The sequence below is a fragment of the Massilia sp. METH4 genome (assembly GCF_037094685.1).
Classification (GTDB): domain Bacteria; phylum Pseudomonadota; class Gammaproteobacteria; order Burkholderiales; family Burkholderiaceae_D; genus Rugamonas.
In genome coordinates, this window is the sequence record NZ_CP146614.1 from 2,044,340 (window position 1) to 2,066,354 (window position 22,015).

Annotated in this window: 18 protein-coding genes; 12 read left to right on the forward strand and 6 right to left on the reverse strand. The window is 65.0% G+C overall.

Features of this window, described 5'->3' with window-relative positions; genetic code table 11:
• Positions 1-10 precede the first annotated feature (10 nt).
• Together V6Z91_RS09150 and V6Z91_RS09155 are read left to right on the forward strand one after the other, a co-directional pair.
• Positions 11-1,276, forward strand: a complete 1,266-nt coding sequence (locus V6Z91_RS09150) for an MFS transporter (protein ID WP_338769462.1) — start codon at positions 11-13, stop codon at positions 1,274-1,276.
• A 25-nt stretch (positions 1,277-1,301) separates the two neighbouring features.
• A complete protein-coding gene (locus tag V6Z91_RS09155; protein ID WP_338769465.1) occupies positions 1,302-2,312 on the forward strand; it encodes a substrate-binding domain-containing protein in 1,011 nt (336 codons plus the stop codon).
• 15 nt (positions 2,313-2,327) lie between these two features.
• Here the strand turns inward: V6Z91_RS09155 and V6Z91_RS09160 are convergent, their stop codons facing one another.
• The 5 genes from V6Z91_RS09160 to V6Z91_RS09180 all read right to left on the reverse strand — a co-directional run bounded on the left by V6Z91_RS09160 (position 2,328) and on the right by V6Z91_RS09180 (position 11,812).
• Positions 2,328-2,543 carry a hypothetical protein gene (locus tag V6Z91_RS09160; RefSeq protein WP_338769468.1) on the reverse strand — a complete coding sequence of 72 codons (216 nt, stop codon included), beginning with the start codon at positions 2,541-2,543 and terminating at the stop codon, positions 2,328-2,330.
• Positions 2,544-2,562: 19 nt separating this feature from the next.
• Positions 2,563-3,459, reverse strand: coding sequence for a phytanoyl-CoA dioxygenase family protein (locus V6Z91_RS09165; protein WP_338769470.1), 897 nt, complete (start codon positions 3,457-3,459; stop codon positions 2,563-2,565).
• 171 nt (positions 3,460-3,630) lie between these two features.
• On the reverse strand, positions 3,631-6,921 hold the full coding sequence (gene icmF / locus V6Z91_RS09170; RefSeq protein WP_338769473.1) for a fused isobutyryl-CoA mutase/GTPase IcmF: 3,291 nt from the start codon (positions 6,919-6,921) through the stop codon (positions 3,631-3,633).
• A 147-nt stretch (positions 6,922-7,068) separates the two neighbouring features.
• The gene (locus tag V6Z91_RS09175) at positions 7,069-10,653 is read right to left on the reverse strand and encodes an indolepyruvate ferredoxin oxidoreductase family protein (RefSeq protein WP_338769476.1); all 3,585 of its coding nucleotides are present in this window, start codon (positions 10,651-10,653) and stop codon (positions 7,069-7,071) included.
• A gap of 229 nt (positions 10,654-10,882) precedes the next feature.
• Positions 10,883-11,812 (reverse strand): LysR substrate-binding domain-containing protein, encoded by a 930-nt coding sequence (locus V6Z91_RS09180; RefSeq protein ID WP_338769479.1) that lies wholly within the window; start codon positions 11,810-11,812, stop codon positions 10,883-10,885.
• Between the two features lie 117 nt (positions 11,813-11,929).
• On the opposite strand from V6Z91_RS09180, the gene V6Z91_RS09185 reads away from it, so the two are divergent.
• The gene (locus tag V6Z91_RS09185; protein ID WP_338769482.1) at positions 11,930-13,108 is read left to right on the forward strand and encodes an HD-GYP domain-containing protein; all 1,179 of its coding nucleotides are present in this window, start codon (positions 11,930-11,932) and stop codon (positions 13,106-13,108) included.
• 5 nt (positions 13,109-13,113) lie between these two features.
• On the opposite strand, the gene V6Z91_RS09190 is transcribed toward V6Z91_RS09185, so the two are convergent.
• Positions 13,114-14,163 carry a GGDEF domain-containing protein gene (locus V6Z91_RS09190; protein ID WP_338769485.1) on the reverse strand — a complete coding sequence of 350 codons (1,050 nt, stop codon included), beginning with the start codon at positions 14,161-14,163 and terminating at the stop codon, positions 13,114-13,116.
• A 511-nt stretch (positions 14,164-14,674) separates the two neighbouring features.
• Between V6Z91_RS09190 and V6Z91_RS09195 the strand changes: the two genes are divergently transcribed.
• From V6Z91_RS09195 to V6Z91_RS09235, 9 genes are all read left to right on the forward strand, one after another.
• On the forward strand, positions 14,675-14,866 hold the full coding sequence (locus V6Z91_RS09195; RefSeq protein ID WP_338769488.1) for a Flp family type IVb pilin: 192 nt from the start codon (positions 14,675-14,677) through the stop codon (positions 14,864-14,866).
• Positions 14,867-14,930: 64 nt separating this feature from the next.
• The gene (locus V6Z91_RS09200) at positions 14,931-15,461 is read left to right on the forward strand and encodes a prepilin peptidase (RefSeq protein WP_338769491.1); all 531 of its coding nucleotides are present in this window, start codon (positions 14,931-14,933) and stop codon (positions 15,459-15,461) included.
• Positions 15,462-15,537: 76 nt separating this feature from the next.
• Positions 15,538-16,896 carry an ATP-binding protein gene (locus V6Z91_RS09205; protein ID WP_338769495.1) on the forward strand — a complete coding sequence of 453 codons (1,359 nt, stop codon included), beginning with the start codon at positions 15,538-15,540 and terminating at the stop codon, positions 16,894-16,896.
• Positions 16,893-17,732 (forward strand): Flp pilus assembly protein CpaB, encoded by an 840-nt coding sequence (gene cpaB, locus V6Z91_RS09210; protein WP_338769497.1) that lies wholly within the window; start codon positions 16,893-16,895, stop codon positions 17,730-17,732. Before V6Z91_RS09205 ends, cpaB begins: the two co-directional genes overlap by 4 nt.
• Positions 17,733-17,772: 40 nt before the next feature.
• Positions 17,773-19,251 (forward strand): type II and III secretion system protein family protein, encoded by a 1,479-nt coding sequence (locus V6Z91_RS09215; RefSeq protein WP_338769499.1) that lies wholly within the window; start codon positions 17,773-17,775, stop codon positions 19,249-19,251.
• Between the two features lie 9 nt (positions 19,252-19,260).
• Complete coding sequence (locus V6Z91_RS09220; protein WP_338769502.1) at positions 19,261-19,539, forward strand: hypothetical protein; 279 nt, start codon at positions 19,261-19,263, stop codon at positions 19,537-19,539.
• Entirely contained in the window at positions 19,536-20,987 is a 1,452-nt protein-coding gene (locus V6Z91_RS09225; protein WP_338769505.1) for a Tad domain-containing protein, read from the forward strand. The genes V6Z91_RS09220 and V6Z91_RS09225 overlap by 4 nt, the downstream gene beginning before the upstream one ends.
• The gene (locus V6Z91_RS09230) at positions 20,984-21,442 is read left to right on the forward strand and encodes a hypothetical protein (protein WP_338769508.1); all 459 of its coding nucleotides are present in this window, start codon (positions 20,984-20,986) and stop codon (positions 21,440-21,442) included. The genes V6Z91_RS09225 and V6Z91_RS09230 overlap by 4 nt, the downstream gene beginning before the upstream one ends.
• Before the next feature lie 64 nt (positions 21,443-21,506).
• On the forward strand, positions 21,507-22,013 hold the full coding sequence (locus V6Z91_RS09235) for a TadE family protein (protein ID WP_338769510.1): 507 nt from the start codon (positions 21,507-21,509) through the stop codon (positions 22,011-22,013).
• The last annotated feature ends 2 nt before the right edge of the window (positions 22,014-22,015 follow it).

Genomic DNA, 22,015 nt, shown 5'->3' on the forward strand with positions numbered 1-22,015 from the left:
AGGAGACACCATGCAACGCCGCCGTATCCTGTTCATCCTGTTCCTGATCTACTTCGTGTTCGCGATCCTGCTGAACAGCGTGGGGACCGTGATCCTGCAGGTCATCAACAACTATGGCGTCGGCAAGTCCGCCGCCAGCGTGCTCGAAGGGTTCAAGGACCTGCCGATCGCCATCGTATCCTTCCTGGTCGCCTCGTTCCTGCCGCGGCTGGGCTACAAGCGGGCCATGCTCATCGGGCTGGCGATCGTCACCTGCGCCTGCCTGGCGATGCCTCTCGTGCCCGGCTTCGCCACCGCCAAGCTGCTGTTCCTGTCGGTGGGCGTGGCGTTCGCGCTGACCAAGGTGTCGGTGTACTCCACGCTGGGCCTGATCGCCACCGGTCGCAAGCACCACGCGGGCATGATGAACACGCTGGAAGGGTTCTTCATGGTCGGCGTGCTGTGCGCCTACTGGCTGTTCAGCTTCTTCATCGATTCAAGCAATCCCGCGTCGAAGAGCTGGCTGGGCGTCTACTGGCTGCTGGCGGCGCTGTGCGCCGTCACGTTCGCGCTGCTGGCTGGCACCGCGTTCGACGAACGCCTGGCCGAGCTGCCGGCCGAGCGCACGCCGGCGCAGGACTTTGCCGCCATGCTCAGGCTGTTCCTCAAGCCGCTCGTCTGCATCTTCGTGGTGACCGCCTTCCTGTACGTGCTGATCGAGCAGAGCGTGGGAACCTGGCTGCCCACGTTCAACAACGAGATCCTGAAGCTGCCGGCGGCGATGAGCGTGCAGGTGACGAGCATCTTCGCCGCCAGCCTGGCGCTGGGCAGGTTGTCGGCGGGTGTCGTATTGCGGCGGGTGCACTGGTATCCGGTCATGAATGCGTGCCTGGTCGGCATGGCGGCGGTGGTGCTGCTCGCGTTGCCGCTCACGCACGGCGTGGCGCACGACCCGGAAGTAAGCTGGCTCACCGCCCCGCCGGCAGCCTTCCTGTTTCCGCTGATCGGCCTGTTCATGGCGCCGATCTACCCGGGCATCAATTCGGTGATGCTCAGTTCCCTGCCGCCGCACCAGCATTCGGCGATGACAGGTCTTCTCGTGATCTTTTCCGCACTGGGCGGCACGACCGGCTCGCTGATCACGGGCTATGTGTTCGGCGCCTTCAGCGGCCATTTCGCGTTCTACCTGACCCTGGTGCCGATCGGCGTGGTGCTGGTGATGCTGTTCTTCTTCCGACGCGCCGTCGAGGGGACGAAGGGCGAGGGGGTGTCCGCTATAATCGGCGGCCAGCACTGACCGTCCAGATCGTAACAACCCGCGCATGAACCTGAAAGCCCTGGCCGACGCGCTCGGCATGTCCAAGACCACCGTCAGCCGGGCCCTGAACGGGTATCCCGAAGTATCCCAAGCGACCCGCGAGCGCGTGCTGGCGGCCGCCGCGGCAAGCGGCTATCGCGCCAATCCGGTCGCGCGCCACCTGGCCGTGGGCCGCAGCAATGTGTTCGGCATCATCTACCCGCTGTTGCCGGCGGACCTGGGCGACCCGATGTTCCTGGAAGTGGTGGGCGGCGTGTCCGCGGCGCTGGAAGCGGCCGGCATGAACTTCATCATCGTGCCCGTATCGACGGCGAACGAATTGCGCTCCTACGAGCAGATGGTGGCCGGGCACCGCGTGGATGGCCTGATCGTCAGCCGCACCCAGGTCGACGATCCGCGTATCACCTATCTGCTCGATGCAGGCTTTCCCTTCGTGGCTCATGGCCGTACCGCCAACGCGGCGGCGCATGCGTGGTTCGACCACGACAATGCGGCGGGCATTCGCCTGGCCCTGGACGCCCTGCTGGCACGAGGGCACCGGCGCATCGCGCTGCTGGGCTCTCCCGTCACCCTCAACTTCGCGCGCCAGCGCCGCGACAGTTTCGTGGCCGGCATGGCGGCCGCGGGATTGCGCCCCGACCCCCGCCACGTGATCGAGGCGGCCGTCGACCGCCGCGGCGGTTACGAGGCCATGCAACGCTTGCTGGCGGCGGGGCCGCGCCCCACCGCCGTCATCGTCGACAGCCACCTGTCGGGCGTGGGTGCCGTGCGGGCGCTGCTCGATGCCGGGGTGGCGATCGGCCGCGACATGTCCCTGGTGGTGTGGGGACGCATGGCCGATGCGCTGGCCGGCCTCGACGTGGCGACGATCGACCAGCCCGATGCGGCGGGAGCGGGAAAGAAGATGGGGGAAATGCTGCTGGCACTGCAGAACGGCGTGCCGGCGGCGCAGTTGCAGGTGGAGTGGCAACCGGTATTACTGCCCGGCGCGACGGTGGGACCCGCGCCGGACTGAGTCCGGCGCGCGTCCTCAACCCTTTCGCCGTCGCGGCGGCGCGGCCCGTTCCGGTTCGTCGGGCGCGGCATGGCTGTTGGCGGCATAGCCGCCGTGCTGCATCAGGTCGGAAAACGTGCGGCGGCGGATCTCGTCGCGCAGCAGGTCGGCCACCACCTGCGATTTCAGCAGGCCCATCTCGGCCGCTTCTTCGGCCAGGTCACGCGGAAGGTTGATTTCGATCGTCGTCATGAGTGAGGGTGTCTTTCGGTCAGGCCAGGATCAGGCGGTTGATGTAGCGGTCGAAGGGGAAGTTGCCGGTGTACGGTTCGGGTTCGTACACATAGGCGTAACTGCGAAACAGCGAATACTGAATCTGCAGCATCAGGCGGGGCTTGGTGACGGGAGGGGAACCCTTGTGGACGCCGGCGGTATCGACGGCGAAGCCGAAGCCCCGCTCGCCGACGGCGGTGATCAGGCGGTCGTCGCCGTATTCGCGGCTGATCTCGCCGTCGGACTGGATCTTCAGGCGCATCGGCGCGCGGGTCTTGTGCGTGCCGCGCACGTAGACGTGCGGGCCGTCTTCGGGACCCACGTCCGTCAGGTAAACGATCACCTTGAAATAGCGCCAGTCTTCCGAGTCGCGGTGGAAGGTCTGCAAGTCAGAACGCAGGCCCGGCGTGGGGAACGACCAGCGCACGCCCAGTTGCGAGATCGTCGGCTTGCAGCCGATGTAGCGTTCGGCCAGTTCCAGCAGGCGGCTGTCGTTCGCGAGCGCCAGGATGTGCGGGCAGCGCACGATGTCGTGCAGGCTGTATTCGGCGAGCCGCGCCGCGGACGGCACGTGCGCCAGCGTGAACATCGAGGTTTCGTCCTGCCGGTCCGTGAGGATCTTGTCGGCGAACCAGGCGTGAATGTCGTCGCACTGGTTCGCGCTGAGCACGTTGCCCAGCGCGGCGTAGCCTTCGGCATGCAGCCGGTCCAGCAAATGCACGTGCGCAGGTGCCGCGTCGCTCGTCGCTTTGCCGTGCCGCGCACGCACCCAGTTCCGGAACATGCGAACGCACAAGCCACGCAAGTGAGGGGAAACGATGATGCGCTGCAGGTAGTAAAGAAAACTGTTGGCGGGCTTGAAGCCGTGTCCCGGCGTCAGTCTTGCATATCTCATGTCGGTCCTCGTCGAGGCCAGGGCAACGAGATAACAAGTTAGCGCAGGGGAAGCCTTTCACTTTGATGCATAGCAGGCGCAGCGGGAGGAACAATAGCTGGCAAGGCGGGTGCTTTGATGCAGGTCATTGCAAGCATGGCAAGGGGCATCCCCGTGCCATGCCTGCGTGTGTTACATATTGCGGCGGTACTGCCCGCCGACTTCGAACAGGGCGTTCGTGATCTGCCCGAGCGAGCAGACCCGCACGGCGTCCATCAGCCTGGCGAACACGTTCTCGTTGTCGATCGCGGCCTGCTGCAGCGCCGACAGCGCGGCGGGGGCAGCATGCGCGTGGCGGGCGTGGAAGTCCGCCAGGCGGCGCAATTGCGACTGCTTCTCGTCGTCGGTCGAGCGGGCCAGCTCGATGGTCTGCGGCACCTCGACGCCCTTCGGGTTGCGGAACGTATTGACGCCGATGATCGGCAGCGAGCCATCGTGCTTCCTGTGCTCGTAGAGCAGCGACTCTTCCTGGATCTTGCCGCGCTGGTAACCCGTTTCCATCGCGCCCAGCACGCCGCCCCGCTCGGCGATGCGTTCGAACTCCTGCAACACGGCTTCTTCCACCAGGTCGGTCAGCTCCTCGACGATGAACGAGCCCTGGTTCGGGTTCTCGTTCTTCGCCAGGCCCCATTCGCGGTTGATGATCAGCTGGATCGCCAGGGCCCGTCGTACCGACTCGTCGGTGGGCGTCGTGATCGCTTCGTCGTAGGCATTCGTGTGCAGGGAATTGCAGTTGTCGTAGATCGCGATCAGCGCCTGCAGCGTGGTGCGGATATCGTTGAAGTCGATCTCCTGGGCGTGCAGCGAGCGGCCGGAGGTCTGGATGTGGTACTTCAGCTTCTGGCTGCGCTCGTTGGCGCCATACTTGTCGCGCATCGTCACGGCCCAGATGCGCCGCGCCACGCGGCCCAGCACCGTGTATTCCGGGTCCATGCCGTTGGAGAAGAAGAACGACAGGTTTGGCGCGAAGTCGTCGATGTGCATGCCGCGCGCGAGGTAGGCCTCGACGAACGTGAAGCCGTTCGACAGCGTGAATGCCAGCTGCGAGATCGGATTGGCGCCGGCTTCGGCGATGTGGTAGCCCGAGATCGACACGGAGTAGAAGTTGCGCACCTGGTGATGCACGAAATACTCCTGGATATCGCCCATCACCTTCAGGGAAAACTCGGTGCTGAAGATGCAGGTGTTCTGGCCCTGGTCTTCCTTCAGGATGTCCGCCTGCACCGTGCCCCGCACGTTCTGCAGCACCCAGGCGCGGATCTTCGCCGCTTCGTCGTCGGTGGGCTGGCGGCCGTTCTGCGCCACGAATTTATCCAGCTGCTGGTCGATCGCCGTGTTCATGAACATCGCGAGGATCGTCGGCGCCGGGCCGTTGATCGTCATCGAGACCGAAGTCGATGGATTGCACAGGTCGAAACCGTCGTACAGCACCTTCATGTCGTCCAGCGTGGCGATCGAGACACCCGAGTTGCCCACCTTGCCGTAGATGTCCGGCCGCGGCGCCGGATCGGCGCCGTACAGCGTGACGGAGTCGAAGGCCGTCGACAGGCGCTTGGCATCCAGGCCTTCCGACACGAGCTTGAAGCGGCGGTTGGTGCGGAAGGCATCGCCTTCCCCGGCAAACATGCGCGTGGGGTCCTCGCCCTCGCGCTTGAAGGCGAACACTCCGGCCGTGTACGGGAACGAGCCGGGCACGTTTTCCAGCATCAGCCAGCGCAGCAGCTCGCCGTGGTCCTCGTACTTCGGCAGCGCAACCTTGCGGATCTTCGTGCCGGACAGCGTGTGCTGCACGAGGCCCGTGCGGATTTCCTTGTCGCGGATCTTCACCACGTACTCGTCGCCCGCATAGGCGGCCTGCATGTCCGGCCACATCGCCAGCAGTTTCTTGGCGCCGCCGTCGAGTGCTCCGTCGCGTTCGGCGATGACGTCGTCGAAGTCTACATTCTTGCCCGCCGCCGCCAGCATGCGCTTCGCCTCGGTCAATTGCTGGCATTCACGGGCGAGCACGGCTTGGCGGCGCACGGTCCGGTGGTAACCGCGCACGGTGTCGGCAATCTCGGCCAGGTAGCGCGCACGCGCGGGGGGGACGATCACGTTCTTGCCGGACGAGTAGCGTACATCGACACGCGGCAACTGGCCTGCTTGTGCGCGCAGGCCATGCCGTGCCAGGGCCGGCAGCAAGCCGTGGTACAGCGCCGTAACGCCATCGTCGTTGAAGCGCGAGGCCTGGGTGCCGAACACGGGCATCTCCTCCGGCCGGCTGCTCCACAGCTCGCGATTGCGCTGGTATTGCTTCGCTACGTCGCGCAGCGCATCCTGCGCGCCCTTGCGGTCGAACTTGTTGATCGCGATGAAGTCCGCAAAGTCGAGCATGTCGATCTTCTCGAGCTGCGAGGCGGCGCCGAATTCGGGCGTCATCACATACATCGACACGTCCACGTGTGGCACGATCGCGGCATCGCCCTGTCCGATGCCCGAGGTCTCGACGATCACGAGGTCGAAGCCCGCCACCTTGCAGGCGGCGATCACGTCGGGCAGTGCCTGCGAGATTTCCGAGCCCGCCTCGCGCGTTGCCAGCGAGCGCATGAACACGCGCTGACGGCCATGCCATGGATTGATGGCGTTCATGCGGATGCGGTCGCCCAGCAGGGCGCCGCCGGACTTGCGGCGCGATGGATCGATCGAAATCACGGCGATGTTCAACGCATCGCCCTGGTCGAGGCGGATGCGGCGGATCAGTTCATCGGTGAGCGAGGACTTGCCCGCGCCGCCGGTGCCTGTGATGCCGAGCGTCGGCACGGCCAGTTCATCGGCGGCCGCGAGCAGCTGCCGGCGCAGCGCCGGGTCGGCCCTGTCGTTTTCCAGGGCCGTAATCAGCTGGGCCAACGGCCGGTGACGCTCGGCGATTTCACCCGCGCGCAGTGGATCGAGCGACGTGGGCGAATACTGCGACAGGTCGACGTCGCACTGCTGCACCATCCACTGGATCATGCCCGCCAGGCCCATGCGCTGGCCATCTTCCGGGCTGAAGATGCGCGTCACGCCGTAGGCATGCAGCTCGGCGATCTCGGCCGGCACGATCACGCCGCCGCCGCCGCCGAACACCTTGATGTGCGCACCGCCGCGCTGGCGCAGCAGGTCGATCATGTACTTGAAATACTCGACGTGGCCGCCCTGGTAGCTGGAGATGGCGATGCCCTGCACATCCTCGGCCAGCGCCGCCGTCACCACCTCGTCCACCGAGCGGTTGTGCCCCAGGTGCACGACTTCCACGCCGTGCGATTGCAGGATGCGGCGCATGATGTTGATCGACGCATCGTGGCCGTCGAACAGCGAGGCGGCGGTCACGAAGCGCACCTTGTTGGCCGGCCGCGCGGGCTGGTCGTCTGCGGCAAGAGTCTTGGCGGAAGTCAGATCGTTCATGGAGGTCCCTGAAAATTCTGGCGGATCGCGGTGATCCGATTATATGACGTTTACGTTAACGTAAATATCGTTATCTGTTGCCTCAAACCGGGGTCAGACCCCGAATCTTGGAAATATTTCCTTGAAATCGGAGCCTGTCACCGGTTTTCAGGCGGCGTGCTGGTGCGAGCCGCCGAAGGCGGCTAGCAGCCGGGCTTGCTCGGCGTGGTAGGCCTCGACGGCCTTTTCCTTCACGTGCCCGAAGCCGCGGATCTTGTCCGGCAGGGCGGCCAGCGCCACGGCCGTGTCGTAGTTCTCGGCGGTCAGGCGCGACAGCACGTCGGCGATCACTTGCCGGTACTCGCCGATCAGCGCCCGCTCCATCTTCCGTTCCGCGGTGCGGCCGAAGATGTCGAGCGGGCCACCGCGCAAGCCTTTCAGCTTCGCCAGCACCTGGAACGCCTTCCAGGTCCACGAGCCGTATTCCGCCTTCACGAGATGGCCTTGCGCATCCTTCTTCGCGAAGATCGGCGGCGCCAGGTTGAATTTGAGCGTGAAATCGCCTTCGAACTGCTTTTGCAACTGCTCGACGAAGCGGCCGTCCGTGTACAGCCGCGCCACCTCGTATTCGTCCTTGTAGGCCATCAGCTTGGCCAGCGATTTCGCCACCGCCATCGACAGCCGCATTGTTCCGCTCTTCGGCAGCCCTAGCGCCGTCTCGCGGTCGCGCACCTGTTCGACGAATTGCTCGTACAAGCCGGCATACGCGGCATCCTGGTAGCCGGTCAGGAACTCCACGCGCTTGCGGATGACGGATTCCAGGCTTTGCGGCATCTGCACCACGATTGCCTGCGCGGGCGTAGCGACGCGCGCGACGCGCTTCACATCCACCGCGGCGCGGCGTCCCCACAGGAAGCTCTTCTTGTTCGATTCCACCGCCACGCCGTTCATCTCGATCGCACGCAGCAGCGCCGCCTCGGTGAGCGGGATCCGGCCGCGCTGCCACGCGTAGCCCAGCATGAACAGGTTGGTGGCGATGGAGTCGCCCATCAGCGCGGTCGCCAGCTTCGTGGCGTCGACGAAGTCGGCGGCATCGGCGCCACCCACCGACTCCTCGATCAGCGCGCGCACCTCCGCCACCGGATATTCCCAGTCGGGGTTCTGGGCGAACGTGCCGGGCGGCTGCTCGTGCAGGTTGACGACGGCCAGCGTGCGGCCCGGCCGCATCTTCGATACCGCATCCGCCGCGCCGGTGGTCAGCATGTCGCAGCCCAGCACCAGGTCGGCTTCGCCGGTGGCGATGCGTTGGGCGCGCAGGTGCGCCGGCGATTGCACGATCTTCACGTGCGAGGTGACCGAACCGTTCTTCTGCGACATGCCCGTCATGTCCAGCACCGACGCTCCCTTGCCCTCGAGGTGGGCGGCCATGCCCATCAGCGCGCCGACCGTGATCACGCCCGTGCCGCCGATGCCGTTGATCAGGATGTTGTACGGCTTGTCGCAGCCCGGCAGCACCGGCCGCGGCAACTCGTCCCATTCCTCGGTATGGGTCTTGTCCGCCTTCGACTTCTTCAGCGTGCCGCCTTCGACGGTCACGAAACTGGGGCAGAAGCCTTTCACGCACGAGTAATCCTTGTTGCAGCTGGACTGGTCGATCGTGCGCTTGCGCCCGAATTCGGTCTCCTTCGGCAGGATCGAGACGCAGTTGGACTGGATACCGCAGTCGCCGCAGCCTTCGCACACGGCTTCGTTGATCACCATGCGCTTGTCCGGGTCCACGAACTCTTTCTTTTTCCTGCGGCGCCGTTTCTCGGCCGCGCAGGTCTGGTCATAGATCAGCACCGTGCAGCCGGGAATCTCGCGCAGTTCGCGCTGCACCGCATCGATCTCCTTGCGGTCATGCAGTGTCACGAAGGCGGGCAGGCTGGAGCGGTCCTCGTAGCGGGACAGGTCCTCGGTGACCAATGCGATGCGCTTCACGCCCTCGGCCGCCATCTGCTGCGCGATCATCGGCACGGACACGGTGCCGTCGACCGGCTGGCCACCCGTCATCGCCACGGCATCGTTGTACAGGATCTTGTAGGTGATGTTGACCTTGGCGGCCACCGCGGCGCGGATCGCCAGGTAGCCGGAGTGGAAATACGTGCCGTCGCCCAGGTTCTGAAAAACGTGCGGCACTTTCGAGAACGCGGCTTGCCCGATCCATGGCGCGCCTTCGCCGCCCATGTGGGTCGTGAGCTTGTTCATTTCCGGGTAGATCGACGTGGCCATCACGTGGCAGCCGATGCCGGCCAGCGCGAAGCTGCCTTCCGGCACCTTGGTCGATGTGTTGTGCGGGCAGCCGGAGCAGTAGAACGCCGGCCGGAACGGCGTGCTGATGGCCTTCTGCAGCACGGCGTCCTTGGCATCGAGGAACACCAGGCGTGCCTCCATCTGGTTGGCCACATGTGGATCGGTCACATAGCGCTTGATGCGCGAGGCGATCACGCGCGCCACCTGCGACACGGAAAAATCGGCCTTCGGGGGCAGCAGCCATTCGCCGCGCGGCGCCACCCACTCGCCCTTGTCGTCGAACTTGCCGATCACGCGCGGGCGCACATCGTCGCGCCAGTTGTACAGCTGCTCCTTCAGCTGGTATTCGACAAACTGGCGCTTTTCCTCCACCACCAGGATCTCGTCGAGGCCCTGGGCGAATTCACGCACCGAATCCGGTTCCAGCGGCCACGGCATCGACACCTTGAACAGGCGCAGGCCGACCCTGGCCGCCATGTCCTCGTCGATGCCCAGCTCTTCCAGCGCCTCCAGCACATCGAGATAGGATTTTCCGGAAGCGATGATGCCCAGCTTCGCGTCCGGATTGTCGATCGTCGTGTGATTGAGCTTGTTCTCGCGCGCATAGGCCAGGGCCGCATAGATCTTGTAGTCCTGCATCAGCGCTTCCTGGTTGCGCGCCTGCCGGCCCAGCGGCACGTTCGACAGCCGCGCGTTCAGCCCGCCCTCGGGCATGTGGAAGTCGTGCGGCAGCTTCACCTGCACGCGGAACGGGTCGGCATCGACGGAAGACGACGACTCCACGGTATCGGCCAGCGCCTTGAACGCCACCGCGCAGCCGGAGAAGCGCGACATCGCCCAGCCGTGCACGCCGAGATCGAGGTATTCCTGCACATTGCACGGATACAGCACCGGAATCATGCAGGCCGAGAAGATATGGTCGGACTGGTGCGGCAACGTCGAGGAATACGCGCCGTGGTCGTCGCCGGCCACCAGCAGCACGCCGCCGTATTGCGACGTGCCCGCATGGTTCATGTGCTTGAACACGTCGCCGCAGCGGTCCACGCCCGGTCCCTTGCCGTACCACATCGCGAACACGCCATCGTATTTGGCCGGGCCGATCAGGTCCACCTGCTGCGAACCCCACACGGCGGTCGCGGCCAGGTCCTCGTTCACGCCGGGCACGAACTGGATGTGGTTCGCATCAAGGTGCTTCTGCGTCTTCCACAACGTTTCGTCGAGTCCACCCAGCGGTGAGCCGCGATAGCCGGAAATGAACCCCGCGGTATTCAGGCCGGCCGCCTCGTCGCGTTTCTTCTGCATCAGCGGCAGGCGCACGAGCGCCTGGATACCGGAGAGGAAGATCTTGCCGGAAGTGGCGGTGTACTTGTCGTCCAGGCTGACGTCGTTCAGGCGGACTGGCTGCGGACCTTCCGCGCCGGGAAGGGGCGCGGATGAACCCATTGCCGAGGTGTCGGGCATGGCTTGTCTCCAAAATCTTGTTTCGGTTGCGCCTGCGCCATCGCATCTCGGGTAGAGACATTCCGGCCCAGGCCACGAGAACCCGTGCGGTCTGGTGCCGCTTTGCCCGGGTTCGCCAACCGCCGCCGTGCGGCGTGTCGGTCACCGGGTCAGTGTACGCCCCGGTTGACGTATACGGAAATAGCGTTTGGGGATGGGGATATAAGAAAAAATGATGGCCGGGGCGCGGCTACGCCAGCAGCGTGGCGCCGGGCCAGGCGCCGCTTGCACACAGTTGGCGCACCACGTCGACGGCCAGCTCGCTGATCGCCCTTGCGGCGGTCGTGGGGGGCAAGTTGCGCGAAGCGCACAGCACCACGGTACGGGAAATGGCCGGGTCGCGGATGTCCAGCCAGCGCATCTGACCGCGCTCGATTTCCGGCAGCACGGGTGCCACCGGCAGGATCGTGGCGCCCATGTCCGCCATCAGGGCTGATTTCAGGATGGCGATGGAATTGATCTCGATGACGCCCGCGGTCGCCAGCCCGGCGGCGTGCGCCACCGCCTCGATGCGCGGCCGCACGCCATGCTGGAGGCCGGGCAGGATCAGCGTGGCTTGCAGCGCCTCGGCCAGGGTCACCGAGGCGCGCTTCGGAAACCATGGAGCGTCGGCACGGCAGATGAAGCGCAATGCTTCCTCGGCCAAGGGCATGGTCGCGAACGGCGTCAGTTGGCCGTCGTCGAACAGCACCGCGAGGTTGACCCGGCCCGACTTGAGCTGCTCGGCCAGGTGGCCGGTCAATTCTTCCGTCAACTGCAGCGTGATGTCGGGGTACCGGTTGCGTGCCGCCGCCAGCAGCGGCAGCGCCAGCGCGGCGGAGATGCTGTGCGGCAGTCCCAGCGTCACGGTGCCGGAAGGCCGGGCCGACTGCGTGACGGCGGAACGGGCGTCCGCGACCTGCTTCAGGATCGCCTGGGCGTGCTCGTAGAACACCTTGCCCGCATCGGTACTATGGACCCCTTGAGCACTGCGATGCAGCAGCTGGGCCCCCAATTCCTGTTCGAGCTGGCGCAGCTGCTGGGTCAATGCCGGCTGCGCGACGTGCAGCACCCCCGCCGCGCGCGACAGCGAACCGTGTTCCACTATCGCAACAAAATATCGCAGCTGCCGCAGTTCCATGTTTTCCTTGTGGATTTAAATAATACTTATGAGAAACTTGTTGATATACTGGAGGAGTAACCAACCGTCTATCGTTCCATGCTGAAGAAAGTTGAATCATCGCAGCTAAAGCCGGGCATGTACATCCATGAGCTGTCGTGCGACTGGATGAGTCACCCGTTCATGCGCAACCGCTTCCTGCTGTCCACCGAGGCTGAAGTGCGCAGGGTGCACGACGCGGGCATCCGGATCGTTGTCATCGATACCGAGCGGGGCATCGATGTGGAGGCGCCCACGGTGCAGCAGGCTGCCGCGGCGACTGAAGCCGAGGTGCAGCAGATCGCCGCGCACGCGGTGCGTCCCGCCCGGGTCGCGATCGGCGAGGAGCTCGAGCGGGCCGCGCGGGTGCGGCGGCAGGCCGCTGACCTCGTGAAGAACGTGATGGCGGATGCGCGCCTGGGCAAGGCGATCGAGATCGGGCCGGTGCAGCCTGTCGTGCAGAACGTCACCGAATCGATCCTGCGCAACCCGGGCGCCTTGATGGGGCTCCTGCGCATCAAGAGCAAGGACGACTACACCTTCCTGCATTCGGTCAGCGTGTGCACGCTGCTGGTGGCGTTCTGCCACTCGCGCGGCATGGACGATGCGATCGTGCGGGAAGCGGGCATGGGCGCGCTGCTGCATGACACGGGCAAGGCCCTGGTGCCGGATGCCATCCTGAACAAGCCGGGCCCGCTGACCGAAGCGGAGTTCGCGATCATCCGGCGCCACCCCGAGGATGGCTGGCGCATCCTGCAGCAGGCGCCCGGGATCAGCCAGGTCGCGCTCGACATCACCCGTCATCACCACGAGCGGATCGATGGCAGCGGTTATCCGGATAAGCTGGCGGGCGACGATATCAGCGAGCTGGCGAAGATGGCGGCCATCGTCGACGTGTATGACGCGATCACCGCCGATCGCTGCTACCACAAGGGCATGCCGGCGGCGAGCGCGCTGCGCAAGCTGCACGAATGGAGCAAATTCCACTTCGATCCCCTGCTGGTGCAGGCATTCATGCGCTGCGTGGGGATCTATCCGGTCGGCACGCTGGTGCTGCTGGAGTCAGGCCGGCTGGGCGTCGTCGTCGAGCCCCATGAGAGCAACCTGCTGGCGCCGAAGGTGAACACGTTCTTCCATACGAAGCGCAATGTGTACATCCGCCCCGAACTGGTCGACCTGTCGCGCAATCTCGGCGCGGGCGGTGCGGACAGGATCGTCAGCCACGAAAATCCCGCGCGCTGGAACGTCGACCCGGACCGGTTCATGGTCCCCGCCTGAGCCGTTCAGAAGAATTCCGCTTCGTCGTTCGATTCGACGGCGTGCAGCAGGCCGCCGCTCACCAGTTCGTCGTAATGACATGCCATGTTGCGGCCATGGCTCTTGGCGAAATACAGCGCCTGGTCGGCGCGGCCCAGCACCACCACGGAGGGCTCGTAGGCGCTGATCGCCACGAAGCCGATGCTGACGGTTACCTTGCCCACCTGGGGAAAATCGTGCTGCTCGACGTTCATGCGGAAGCGGTCGATGATCATCTTCGCGTTCTCCAGCGTGGTCGAGCGCAGCAGCACCACGAATTCCTCGCCGCCGAAACGGAACACCCGGTCCTGCGCCCGGAATGACGATGTGAGGAGGTTGGCGATCAGGATCAGCACCTCGTCGCCGTACAGGTGGCCGAAGCGGTCGTTGACGTGCTTGAAGTGGTCGACGTCCACCACGGCCAGCCATTGCTGTTCCTGGTCCGTGTGCTGGCGGCGTTCCGGCTCGCCCGGCGGCAGGGTCAGACTATCCTGTTCCGCGCTCGAGGTCTGCAGCATCTTGGCGAGCTGGTCGTCGAACGTCTTGCGGTTCAGGAGGCCGGTCAGCGAATCGCGTTCGCTGTAGTCGAGCAGGTTCTGGAAGTTCTTGTAGACGCTGACGATGCCGCGGATCACATGCACCGTGTCCGGCGTGTATGGGGTAGGGTCGATGATTTCCAGGCAGGTGTCGGCCTTGTCGCCCAGCCAGATCGGCAGCCACAGGGTGCGCTTGCCCTCCGCATCCAGGTGCTCGGCGGATGCCTCATGGCGCGCGATGCAGCCAGCCAGCACGGGGAACTTTTCGATCGGCTCGCCCGGGCTGGCCGGGTCCGGCCCTTCTTCCATGCGTGCCGGCTGGCCTGCCACCACGACCGCGCGCGAGCGCACGTACGTGTGACCACGCACGCTGGCGAGCGTCAGCACGCGCGCGCAGCCGGCGTTGGCCAGCTCCTGCACTGCCGAGATCACCGAGATGTCCAGCATCGTATGGTCGCGGTGGCCGGTCATGTCCACCATGTGTTTCAGTAGGGAATCCATGCTCGTTGTCTAGGGTTGCGGCACTGTTTCCGAAAGTAGGCACATCAAGCCTTTAGAGCGCCTAACAAAACCCCCATGGCTGCGTTGCAGCGTCTCGCCGTACAGGTGTACTGTCTTCGACGCCGCGCCTTGCCCTGCGGGTTTTGTTAGGCGCTCTTAGGCACACAGTGACGCGGAGCACCAGACCTTCCCAAGGGTAGTTGATCAGCATAAATCTTTTTTGCCAGCTGAGCAATTATCCAGGTCGAAATTCTTGAAAAACGCAACGATTCTACCCGGTGTGAGCTTGCGGGCGCACATCCCTGCACCGCGATGATGCTCAGCTATATCTGGAATGCAACAGCTTCGGTTGCGCGAATGCAGAACGACACAGAAGCAGAATAGTTCCAAGCGGGAAGTTTGTGCACTCTCAAAGTTTCCGCGAGGCACAAAAGTTACAGTAGCTTCAATGGCATGCTGTCTTCGATGCCAGAAAGATGCCCAACCACAAACAGTATCACAGGAGGGAAACATGAAATCGTTAATCGCAGCAGCGCGCGACTTCGCCCGGGATGAGGAAGGTGTCACCGCGATCGAGTATGGCCTGATCGCGGCTGTCATCGCAGGTATCGTCATTGCCGCGTTCACCACCCTTGGCGGCCATTTGAGTACGGCGTTCACGAATATCGGCAACAAGATCAAGAACGCAGTGCCAGCGTCCTGATATCCAGGCGTACGCCCGCCGGCATGCCGGCGGGCTTTTTCTTTTCCAGTGAAGGGATCAAACGATGTCTCCCGCACTTGAAATGCTGCTGCTGTGGCTCGTGCTGCAGGCAGCGGTAACAGACATTGCGCTGCGGCGCATCCCCAACGTGCTGGTACTGTGCGGACTGCTGATCGCGATGGCGCTGCACCTCTATATGGGAGCCCCGGGAGCGTGGCTCGACACGGGCCTGGCCGGCCTGGCCGCCGGATTCTTCCTGTTCTGGCCGCTTTATATGCTGGGTGGCATGGCTGCCGGCGATGTAAAGCTGATGGCCATGAGCGGGGTGTTCCTGGGACCGGAACTGGCCCTGCAGGTGGCACTGCTGACTTGCCTGATCGGCGGTGCCCTGGCACTGCTGATGCTCCTACTGAACGGGCGCTGGCGCATCTTGTGGCGCAACCTGAATGTGATCCTGCGGCCCATGTACTGGCGGGCACTCGGGATACCGGTGCATGCGGTGCCGTTGGCGCGCAGCGACAGCGCCGGCGGCATACCGTATGGCGTGGCGATTGCCCTGGGCACGCTGGCCGTGGTGGTAAATGCACACCGTTAATCATTTGCCGCAAGTCAATATCCGTAAGGAAACGTCTCGCTAGAATCGATCTCCTCAACAGGGGAGAGCGAGCAACATGGAACTTCATTCCACAATGGCGCAAGGCGAGCGGGTCGAAGGCCAGCCGGTATTGCCGCCGCAGCCGAAAACAGTGCACGAAACAGGGCTCGAATTGTCGCTGCTCGTCGAGCTGGCAGCCAAGAACCTGTTCAGTGCGGGCAAGATCCACCTGCCGGTGCTGACGACGCGGCTGCGCATGTCGATCAACGTGCTGCGCGAAGTACTCGACTTCATGGTGTCCGAGCAATTGGCCGAGGTGGCCCGGCGGGGCGAAGCCGATATCGACGTGCAATACCAGCTCACCTCCGCCGGCCGCCAGCGCGCTGCGGCCTGGCTGGACCGTTCCCCCTACATGGGCCCGGCGCCGGTTCCCCTGGAAACCTACCGTTCCATGGTCCAGCGTCAGTCGGTCACGTTGCCACCCCTGGCCGCCGAGGATATAGCAGCCGAGTTCGCGAACGACTGCCTGCCCGCCAACGTGTGCGAACTGGCGGGTGCCGCGCTGCATGCGCATCGTACGCTGCTGCTGCACGGTCCCTCGGGCAGTGGCAAGACGACGCTGGCGCGGCGCCTCGGGCGGCTGCTGCAGGGCACGGTTGGTGTGCCGTACGCGGTCGCCGTGGGGCAGGAGATCGTGCAGGTCTTCGATGAAGCGATCCACCAGCCACCGATACCGCAGCAGCAGGCCCGCCCGATCGGCGAGCGGCGCAGCACCGATTCCCGGTGGGCCCTGTGCCGACGCCCAGTGCTGAACGTGGGCGCCGAGTTGACGATGGAGATGCTGGACCTGCGCCACGACCGATTTTCCGGCTGCCACCATGCGCCGCCGCAGCTCAAGGCGGCCGGCGGCTTGCTGGTCGTCGATGACCTGGGCCGCCAGCGCGCGCCGGCGGCCGAGTTGCTGCACCGCCTCCTCCGCCCGCTCGATACCGGCGCAGAACACCTGACCTTGCAGGGCGGTCACAAGTTCGCCGTGCCCTTCGATGCGTCGATGATTTTCGTGACCAACCTGGAACCACTGGCGATGCTCGACCTCTCGTCGTTGCGGCGGCTCGGCTACAAGGTCTACGTCGGGCCGATCGGCGAGGCGGCCTATCGCGCGCTGTTCCGCGAGCAGTGCCGCGCTTTCGGCATGGAGCCGGACGAGGCCGCGCTGGCCTACCTGGTCAATGAATTGCACAGGGAGAGCGGCCAGCCTTTGCTCGCCAGCTTCCCACGCGACCTCCTGTCGCGCATCGGCGATTTCGCGGCATTCACCGGCCAGCCGGCGCGCGTCTCCGTGGCCGCGCTGGACCAGGCGTGGTCCAGCATGTTCGCTACCGCGTCCCCGCATTCGAACACCGCGGACACTGATCTGTACGCGAGGATAGTATGAAAAACAGGCGCGCTTACACGATGATGGCATTGGCCATCGTACTCGGCCTGGCGGCAGTTGCCCTGGCATCCCGCTGGCTGCTGGGCCAGGCCCCGAACCAATCCAGCCGCATCGTCGTGGCCACGGCCGACATCAACCTGGGGCAACGCCTTTCACCCGACATGCTGAAGCTGTGGGATTGGCCGGCCGACAGTCTCCCGGTGGGTGCCGTGAGCGACCCGATGAAACTCGTCGGCCGTGTGCTGAAGGTCAGCGTACTGCAGGGCGAACCGCTGGCCGAAGCCAAGCTGGCACCCAGCGGCACCCTGGGCGGCCTGTCGGCCCTGATCAGCGAAGGCAAGCGGGCCATCACGGTACGCGTCAACGACGTCGTTGGCGTGGCGGGTTTCGCGCTGCCCGGCAATTTCGTCGACATCCTCGTCAGCACCGAAGCCGAAGGGGAGACAGCCGCGGGAAGGCAACGCGCGATCTCGAAGATCGTGCTCGAACGCATTCTTGTGCTGGCCGTGGCGCAGGAAGTCGGGCGCGACGATACCAAGCCGCGTGTCGTCAACGCCGTCACCCTCGAGGTGGCGCCGGACCAGGCCGAAAAACTGGACCTGGCGCGCAGCGTGGGCAATCTCTCGCTGGTACTGCGCAACCAGATCGATCCGCTCCCCGCCACGACGGCGGGGGCCACGAAGAGCAGCCTGCTCGGCATTGCCGAACCCGTCCCATCCCAGCCGGCCGCCCCGGTGCCCCGTCAGGCAGCACGGAAGGCGCGCGTCGCAGCCGGTCCGGCCCGTCACTGCATCGGCGCCATCGACGGCCTGAAGAGCCACAAGGAATGCCTGTGAGGGAACCAAGATGAAGCAATGTCCAGCAATCATTCTCGCCATGTCACTGGCAGCCCGTGCCGCCGTTGCCGCCGAGCCGGCGGCCGCGCCCGCACCAGCCGCCGCCGCGCCCGCACCGGCGGCGGAAGCCGGCGCGCAAAAGCGTGCACCGGCCGGCCGGGCCGAAGGGCCCCGTTGCCGCGGCACGGCTGCAGCGCCCGGCCATATCGACCTGCAGCTCGGTAAATCGACCCTGATGCGGCTGCCTGAAACCGTCGTGCACCGCAGCGTGGGGAACCCGGCCGTGCTGCAGGCAATGCTGGTGGCGCCGGAAACGCTGTATCTCGTCGGGGTCGATATCGGCAGTACCAATATGCTCGTGCAGGGCAAGAGCGGCGCGTGCAGCGTGATCGAAGTATCGGTGGCAATGGATACCGCGGGCCTGCAGGCCACGCTGGCAGCCGTGCTGCCGGACGAGAAGGAGATCCGTGTCAAGGCGGCCGCCGATACACTGGTATTGAGCGGCACGGTTGCGGATGGCGCAACGCTGGCCCGTGTGCTGGAGCTGGCACAGGCGTATGTGCGCCGTCCCGCGAAGGCGATGGGCGACAAGGGCACCGAAGGCGGTCAGCCCGGCGGCGGCGTGCGCATCGTGAACCTGATGAGCGTGAGCGCTCCGCAGCAGGTCATGCTCGAGGTAAAGGTTGCCGAGGTATCGAAAACGCTGCTCGACAAGCTCGAAGCCGGCACTGCCGTACGGATACGCAGCAGTGAATGGGCAGCGGCGCTGCTGTCGAACTTCCTCACCAACACGCTGAAAGGTGGTGTCGCGGTGGGCAAATCGCCGCAAAACCAGCTGCGGCTCGATGCCGAGCGCAACGACAATCTCGTGCGGGTCCTGGCCGAGCCCACGGTGATGGCCATCAGCGGTCAGGAGGGGAGCTTCCTCGCCGGCGGCAAGATCTTCATTCCGGTGGCGCAGGAGAACAACCGCATCACGCTCGAAGAGAAGGAATTCGGCGTCGGACTGCGCTTCACGCCTACCGTGCTGGCGGGGGGGCGCATCAACCTCCACGTGGCGCCGGAAGTGTCGGAATTGTCGCGCGACGGCATCGGCCTGACCGCCAACGGCATCACGGGCGGCGCCATCATGCCCGTCATCACGACCCGCCGTGCCACCACGACCGTGCAGCTGTTCGACGGCCAAAGCTTTGCCATCGGCGGCCTGATCCGCAATACGCAAGTCAGCAACATCAAGGCCCTGCCCGCACTGGGCCAGGTGCCAGTGCTGGGCTCGCTGTTCCGCAGCACGGATTTCCAGCAAGACCGAACCGAACTGCTGTTCGTCGTCACCGCGCACCTGGTCAAGCCGCTGCCGGCGGGCTACACGCTGCCGACCGATGCGATCGAACCGGCCAGCGATGGCCGCCTGTTCCTCAACGGGAAGATGGAGGCGGCACCGGCCGCCGCGCCGGCGCCCGCAAGGGAGCAAACTCCCGCGCCGGGTTCAACGTCTGTTTCCGGCTTCCAGCTCAAGTAAGGAGCGCACATGAAACACAGCCTCATCACTGTCCTGTTGGCTTGCGCCGTCGCGGGTTGCGGCGGCGTCGGGCGCACCACGCCGTATTACGACGCGCGTTTTGGCCAGGCGACCCGCGCCGCGTTTGCGCAGCAGATCCTGAACCCGGAAGCGGCGCGTGACAAGCGGCCCGTCGCCGGAATGGATGGCCAGAGTGCCGTGGCGGCCCAGCAGCGCTACCAGAGTTCGTTCACCGAACCGCCGGCGCCGGCCAGCGCGTTCACCATCGGCATCAGCGGCAACAAATGAGCAGGCCGATCAGCAACCCAATGCGTACGCCAACGCGCAAGCCGATCGGCAAGCCGGTGCGCCAGCAGGGCGCGTTCCTGATCATGTATGTGTTCATGCTGGTCCTGATCCTCGGCTTCGCGGGCTTTGCGCTGGACCTCGGCCTCGTTTACTACCGCAAGGCGCAGTTGCAGGCGGCAGCCGATACGATTGCGCTCAATGCGGCAAGAGCACTGAACGGCACCACGGGCGGGTTGACGACCGCGGGCCATGTGGCGAAAAAGACGGCTGAAGGGACCGCGTTCCGAATCGACGAAACCCTCGTCTGGAATGCCGCCGCACTGCAGTTCAGTGCCAGCCCGGATACACCCGTGGGCGCATGGCAGAGCGCAGCCGAGGTCGACGCCCGCACCGCGCTCTATGCACGGGTCGACCTGAGCGCACTGCCCGCTCAGATGCGAATGGTCGAGCCGGTCTTCATGCGCCTCCTCGGCGTCACGACCAGTGTCGACGTCGCCCCGGTGGCGGTGGCGGGACCGACCGCGCTGCGCATCACGCCACTGGCGATCTGTGCGCTGAGCACGATAGCCACGGCGACACGCGAGGCGGGCGGTTTGAAGGAACTGGTGACCTATGGCTTCCGGGAAGGGGTCACCTACAACCTGTTGAAGATCAATCCCCGAACAGGGGCCACGGACGGCGCATATTTCCTCGTGGATCCACTTGCGGCCGCTGGGGCAGGTACCAGCGGCTCGGCCGGAATGGATGCGGGCGCCACTGCCTTTGTCGGGCCATTCATGTGCGCGGGCAAGATCGCTCGCACGAGTACGGGCAACAGGCTGCGGGTACGCCAGCTGGCATCGTTCGACATGGCGGCGCATATCAATTCGCGGCTCGGCGTCTACACGGGGGGCCAGTGCACGCGTCCGGGAGGCCCGCCGGATACGAATATCAAGACCTATGGGGGAAGCAATGCATGGCAGGCCGCGGCGCCGACGGCGGCAAGCGCCGCGACCGTGCAGGGCGAAAACCTGCCGATGTCGACCATTGCAGACCAGCCGCCAGCGCCGGGACAGGTGGTCAATCCAGGCGATTACGGCATTCTTTGGGCGTTCGCGCCGGCCCGGAAGCAGAACGGGACGGTATTCGCCGGAACGGACTGGCCCACGCTGTATGGTCCGGGTGTCACGACAACCTGGAGCAGCCCAGCTCCGTATCGGCGCGCCGGGAGCGATTATTACATTGCCCCGACGGTAGACAAGTTCGCTCCGGGGCGCAGGGAACGCCGCCTCATGCGCATACCCCTGTTGAATTGCGGCGCGGCGATGCCGACAACGGAAGCGACCGTGCTCGCCTACGGCCGCTTCTTCCTGTCGGCACCGGCCTCGGCCACTGAAGTGCCCGGCGAATTCGCCGGGGTCGAAGTCGCCGAGGCTGCCCTCAGGACCGATGTGGAGGTATTCCGATGAAACACTCGTGGCAGGCCGAACGTGGCGTGGTGGCGGTCGAGATGTCGATCGTGCTGTTGCTCGGCGTCGTCCTCCTGGCGGTCGTCGTCCTGATGGGGCGGCTGACCTGGCATGTGGTCGCGATGCAAAAGGCGGTCTCCAGCGCCGGGAGGATCGTCGGCTCGCTGTCGTTCGAGACGCTCACCACCGAAAACGTGGATGGTGACATTACTGGCCTGGCGGCCAACCATATCCGTGCGGCGACCCGGTCGGCAGGCCTGGATATTCAGCCAGGCGAGATCGAGGTCGATTGCGTCACTACCGGCGCTGGCGGATGCGGCAGGACCTCCGTGACGCACATATCGATCAGCGCCTATATGCGCTTCAGGGACACGATTTTCAGCCCGGAGCTCACCGGGCAGATGTTCCCCGAAAGTGACCTCGACGTCACCTATTTCCAGATCTATGTGCCCTGACCATTCCCCACGCCAGCCGTGGCGCAGCCAGCGCGGTCTCGTCACCGTCGAACTGGCGATCTGCATGACGGTATTTCTCGTGATGATATTTGGCACGCTGGAATTGGCACGCCTGATGTACGTGATTAACACAGTACAGGAAGTGACCCGGCAAGCCGCCCGCGATGCCGCGATGACGGATTTCACCAACGCGGATGCCTTGGCCGCGGTGAAGACGCGCGCACTGTTCGGCTATGCCGCGTTGCCCCTGGCGCCCAATCTCACGACAGCGCAATTGCGCATCGATTACCTGTCGATGAAGGGTGACGGGACAGTAGCGGACCTGACGGCGAAACCTGCCTCTCTGCAAGCCAATGCCAGGGAATGCGCGCACGATCCATATGGCGGTACATGCGTCCGGGCCGTTCGAGCGCGCATCTGCCGCACTGAGGCGGGAACGTGCGATCCCTTGATGTTCGACCCCATTACGGGGCTGATTCCCGGCCTGTCCGTTATTCCGATTCCCATCTCAACCACGGTCGTCAAGGCTGAATCGCTTGGCTTCCGGCCGTGCACCTTCCCCTGTAATTGACC

Bases quoted from the DNA above. Each gene is read 5' to 3' on its own strand.
- V6Z91_RS09195 (WP_338769488.1), top strand. From the start codon at position 14,675: ATGAAATCGTTAATCGCAGCAGCGCGCGACTTCGCCCGGGATGAGGAA.
- V6Z91_RS09230 (WP_338769508.1), top strand. From the start codon at position 20,984: ATGAAACACTCGTGGCAGGCCGAACGTGGCGTGGTGGCGGTCGAGATG.
- icmF (WP_338769473.1), bottom strand. From the start codon at position 6,921: ATGAACGATCTGACTTCCGCCAAGACTCTTGCCGCAGACGACCAGCCC.
- V6Z91_RS09205 (WP_338769495.1), top strand. From the start codon at position 15,538: ATGGAACTTCATTCCACAATGGCGCAAGGCGAGCGGGTCGAAGGCCAG.
- V6Z91_RS09150 (WP_338769462.1), top strand. From the start codon at position 11: ATGCAACGCCGCCGTATCCTGTTCATCCTGTTCCTGATCTACTTCGTG.
- V6Z91_RS09235 (WP_338769510.1), top strand. From the start codon at position 21,507: ATGACGGTATTTCTCGTGATGATATTTGGCACGCTGGAATTGGCACGC.
- V6Z91_RS09165 (WP_338769470.1), bottom strand. From the start codon at position 3,459: ATGAGATATGCAAGACTGACGCCGGGACACGGCTTCAAGCCCGCCAAC.
- V6Z91_RS09160 (WP_338769468.1), bottom strand. From the start codon at position 2,543: ATGACGACGATCGAAATCAACCTTCCGCGTGACCTGGCCGAAGAAGCG.
- cpaB (WP_338769497.1), top strand. From the start codon at position 16,893: ATGAAAAACAGGCGCGCTTACACGATGATGGCATTGGCCATCGTACTC.
- V6Z91_RS09200 (WP_338769491.1), top strand. From the start codon at position 14,931: ATGTCTCCCGCACTTGAAATGCTGCTGCTGTGGCTCGTGCTGCAGGCA.
- V6Z91_RS09155 (WP_338769465.1), top strand. From the start codon at position 1,302: ATGAACCTGAAAGCCCTGGCCGACGCGCTCGGCATGTCCAAGACCACC.
- V6Z91_RS09180 (WP_338769479.1), bottom strand. From the start codon at position 11,812: ATGGAACTGCGGCAGCTGCGATATTTTGTTGCGATAGTGGAACACGGT.
- V6Z91_RS09185 (WP_338769482.1), top strand. From the start codon at position 11,930: ATGTACATCCATGAGCTGTCGTGCGACTGGATGAGTCACCCGTTCATG.
- V6Z91_RS09190 (WP_338769485.1), bottom strand. From the start codon at position 14,163: ATGGATTCCCTACTGAAACACATGGTGGACATGACCGGCCACCGCGAC.
- V6Z91_RS09215 (WP_338769499.1), top strand. From the start codon at position 17,773: ATGTCACTGGCAGCCCGTGCCGCCGTTGCCGCCGAGCCGGCGGCCGCG.
- V6Z91_RS09220 (WP_338769502.1), top strand. From the start codon at position 19,261: ATGAAACACAGCCTCATCACTGTCCTGTTGGCTTGCGCCGTCGCGGGT.
- V6Z91_RS09225 (WP_338769505.1), top strand. From the start codon at position 19,536: ATGAGCAGGCCGATCAGCAACCCAATGCGTACGCCAACGCGCAAGCCG.
- V6Z91_RS09175 (WP_338769476.1), bottom strand. From the start codon at position 10,653: ATGCCCGACACCTCGGCAATGGGTTCATCCGCGCCCCTTCCCGGCGCG.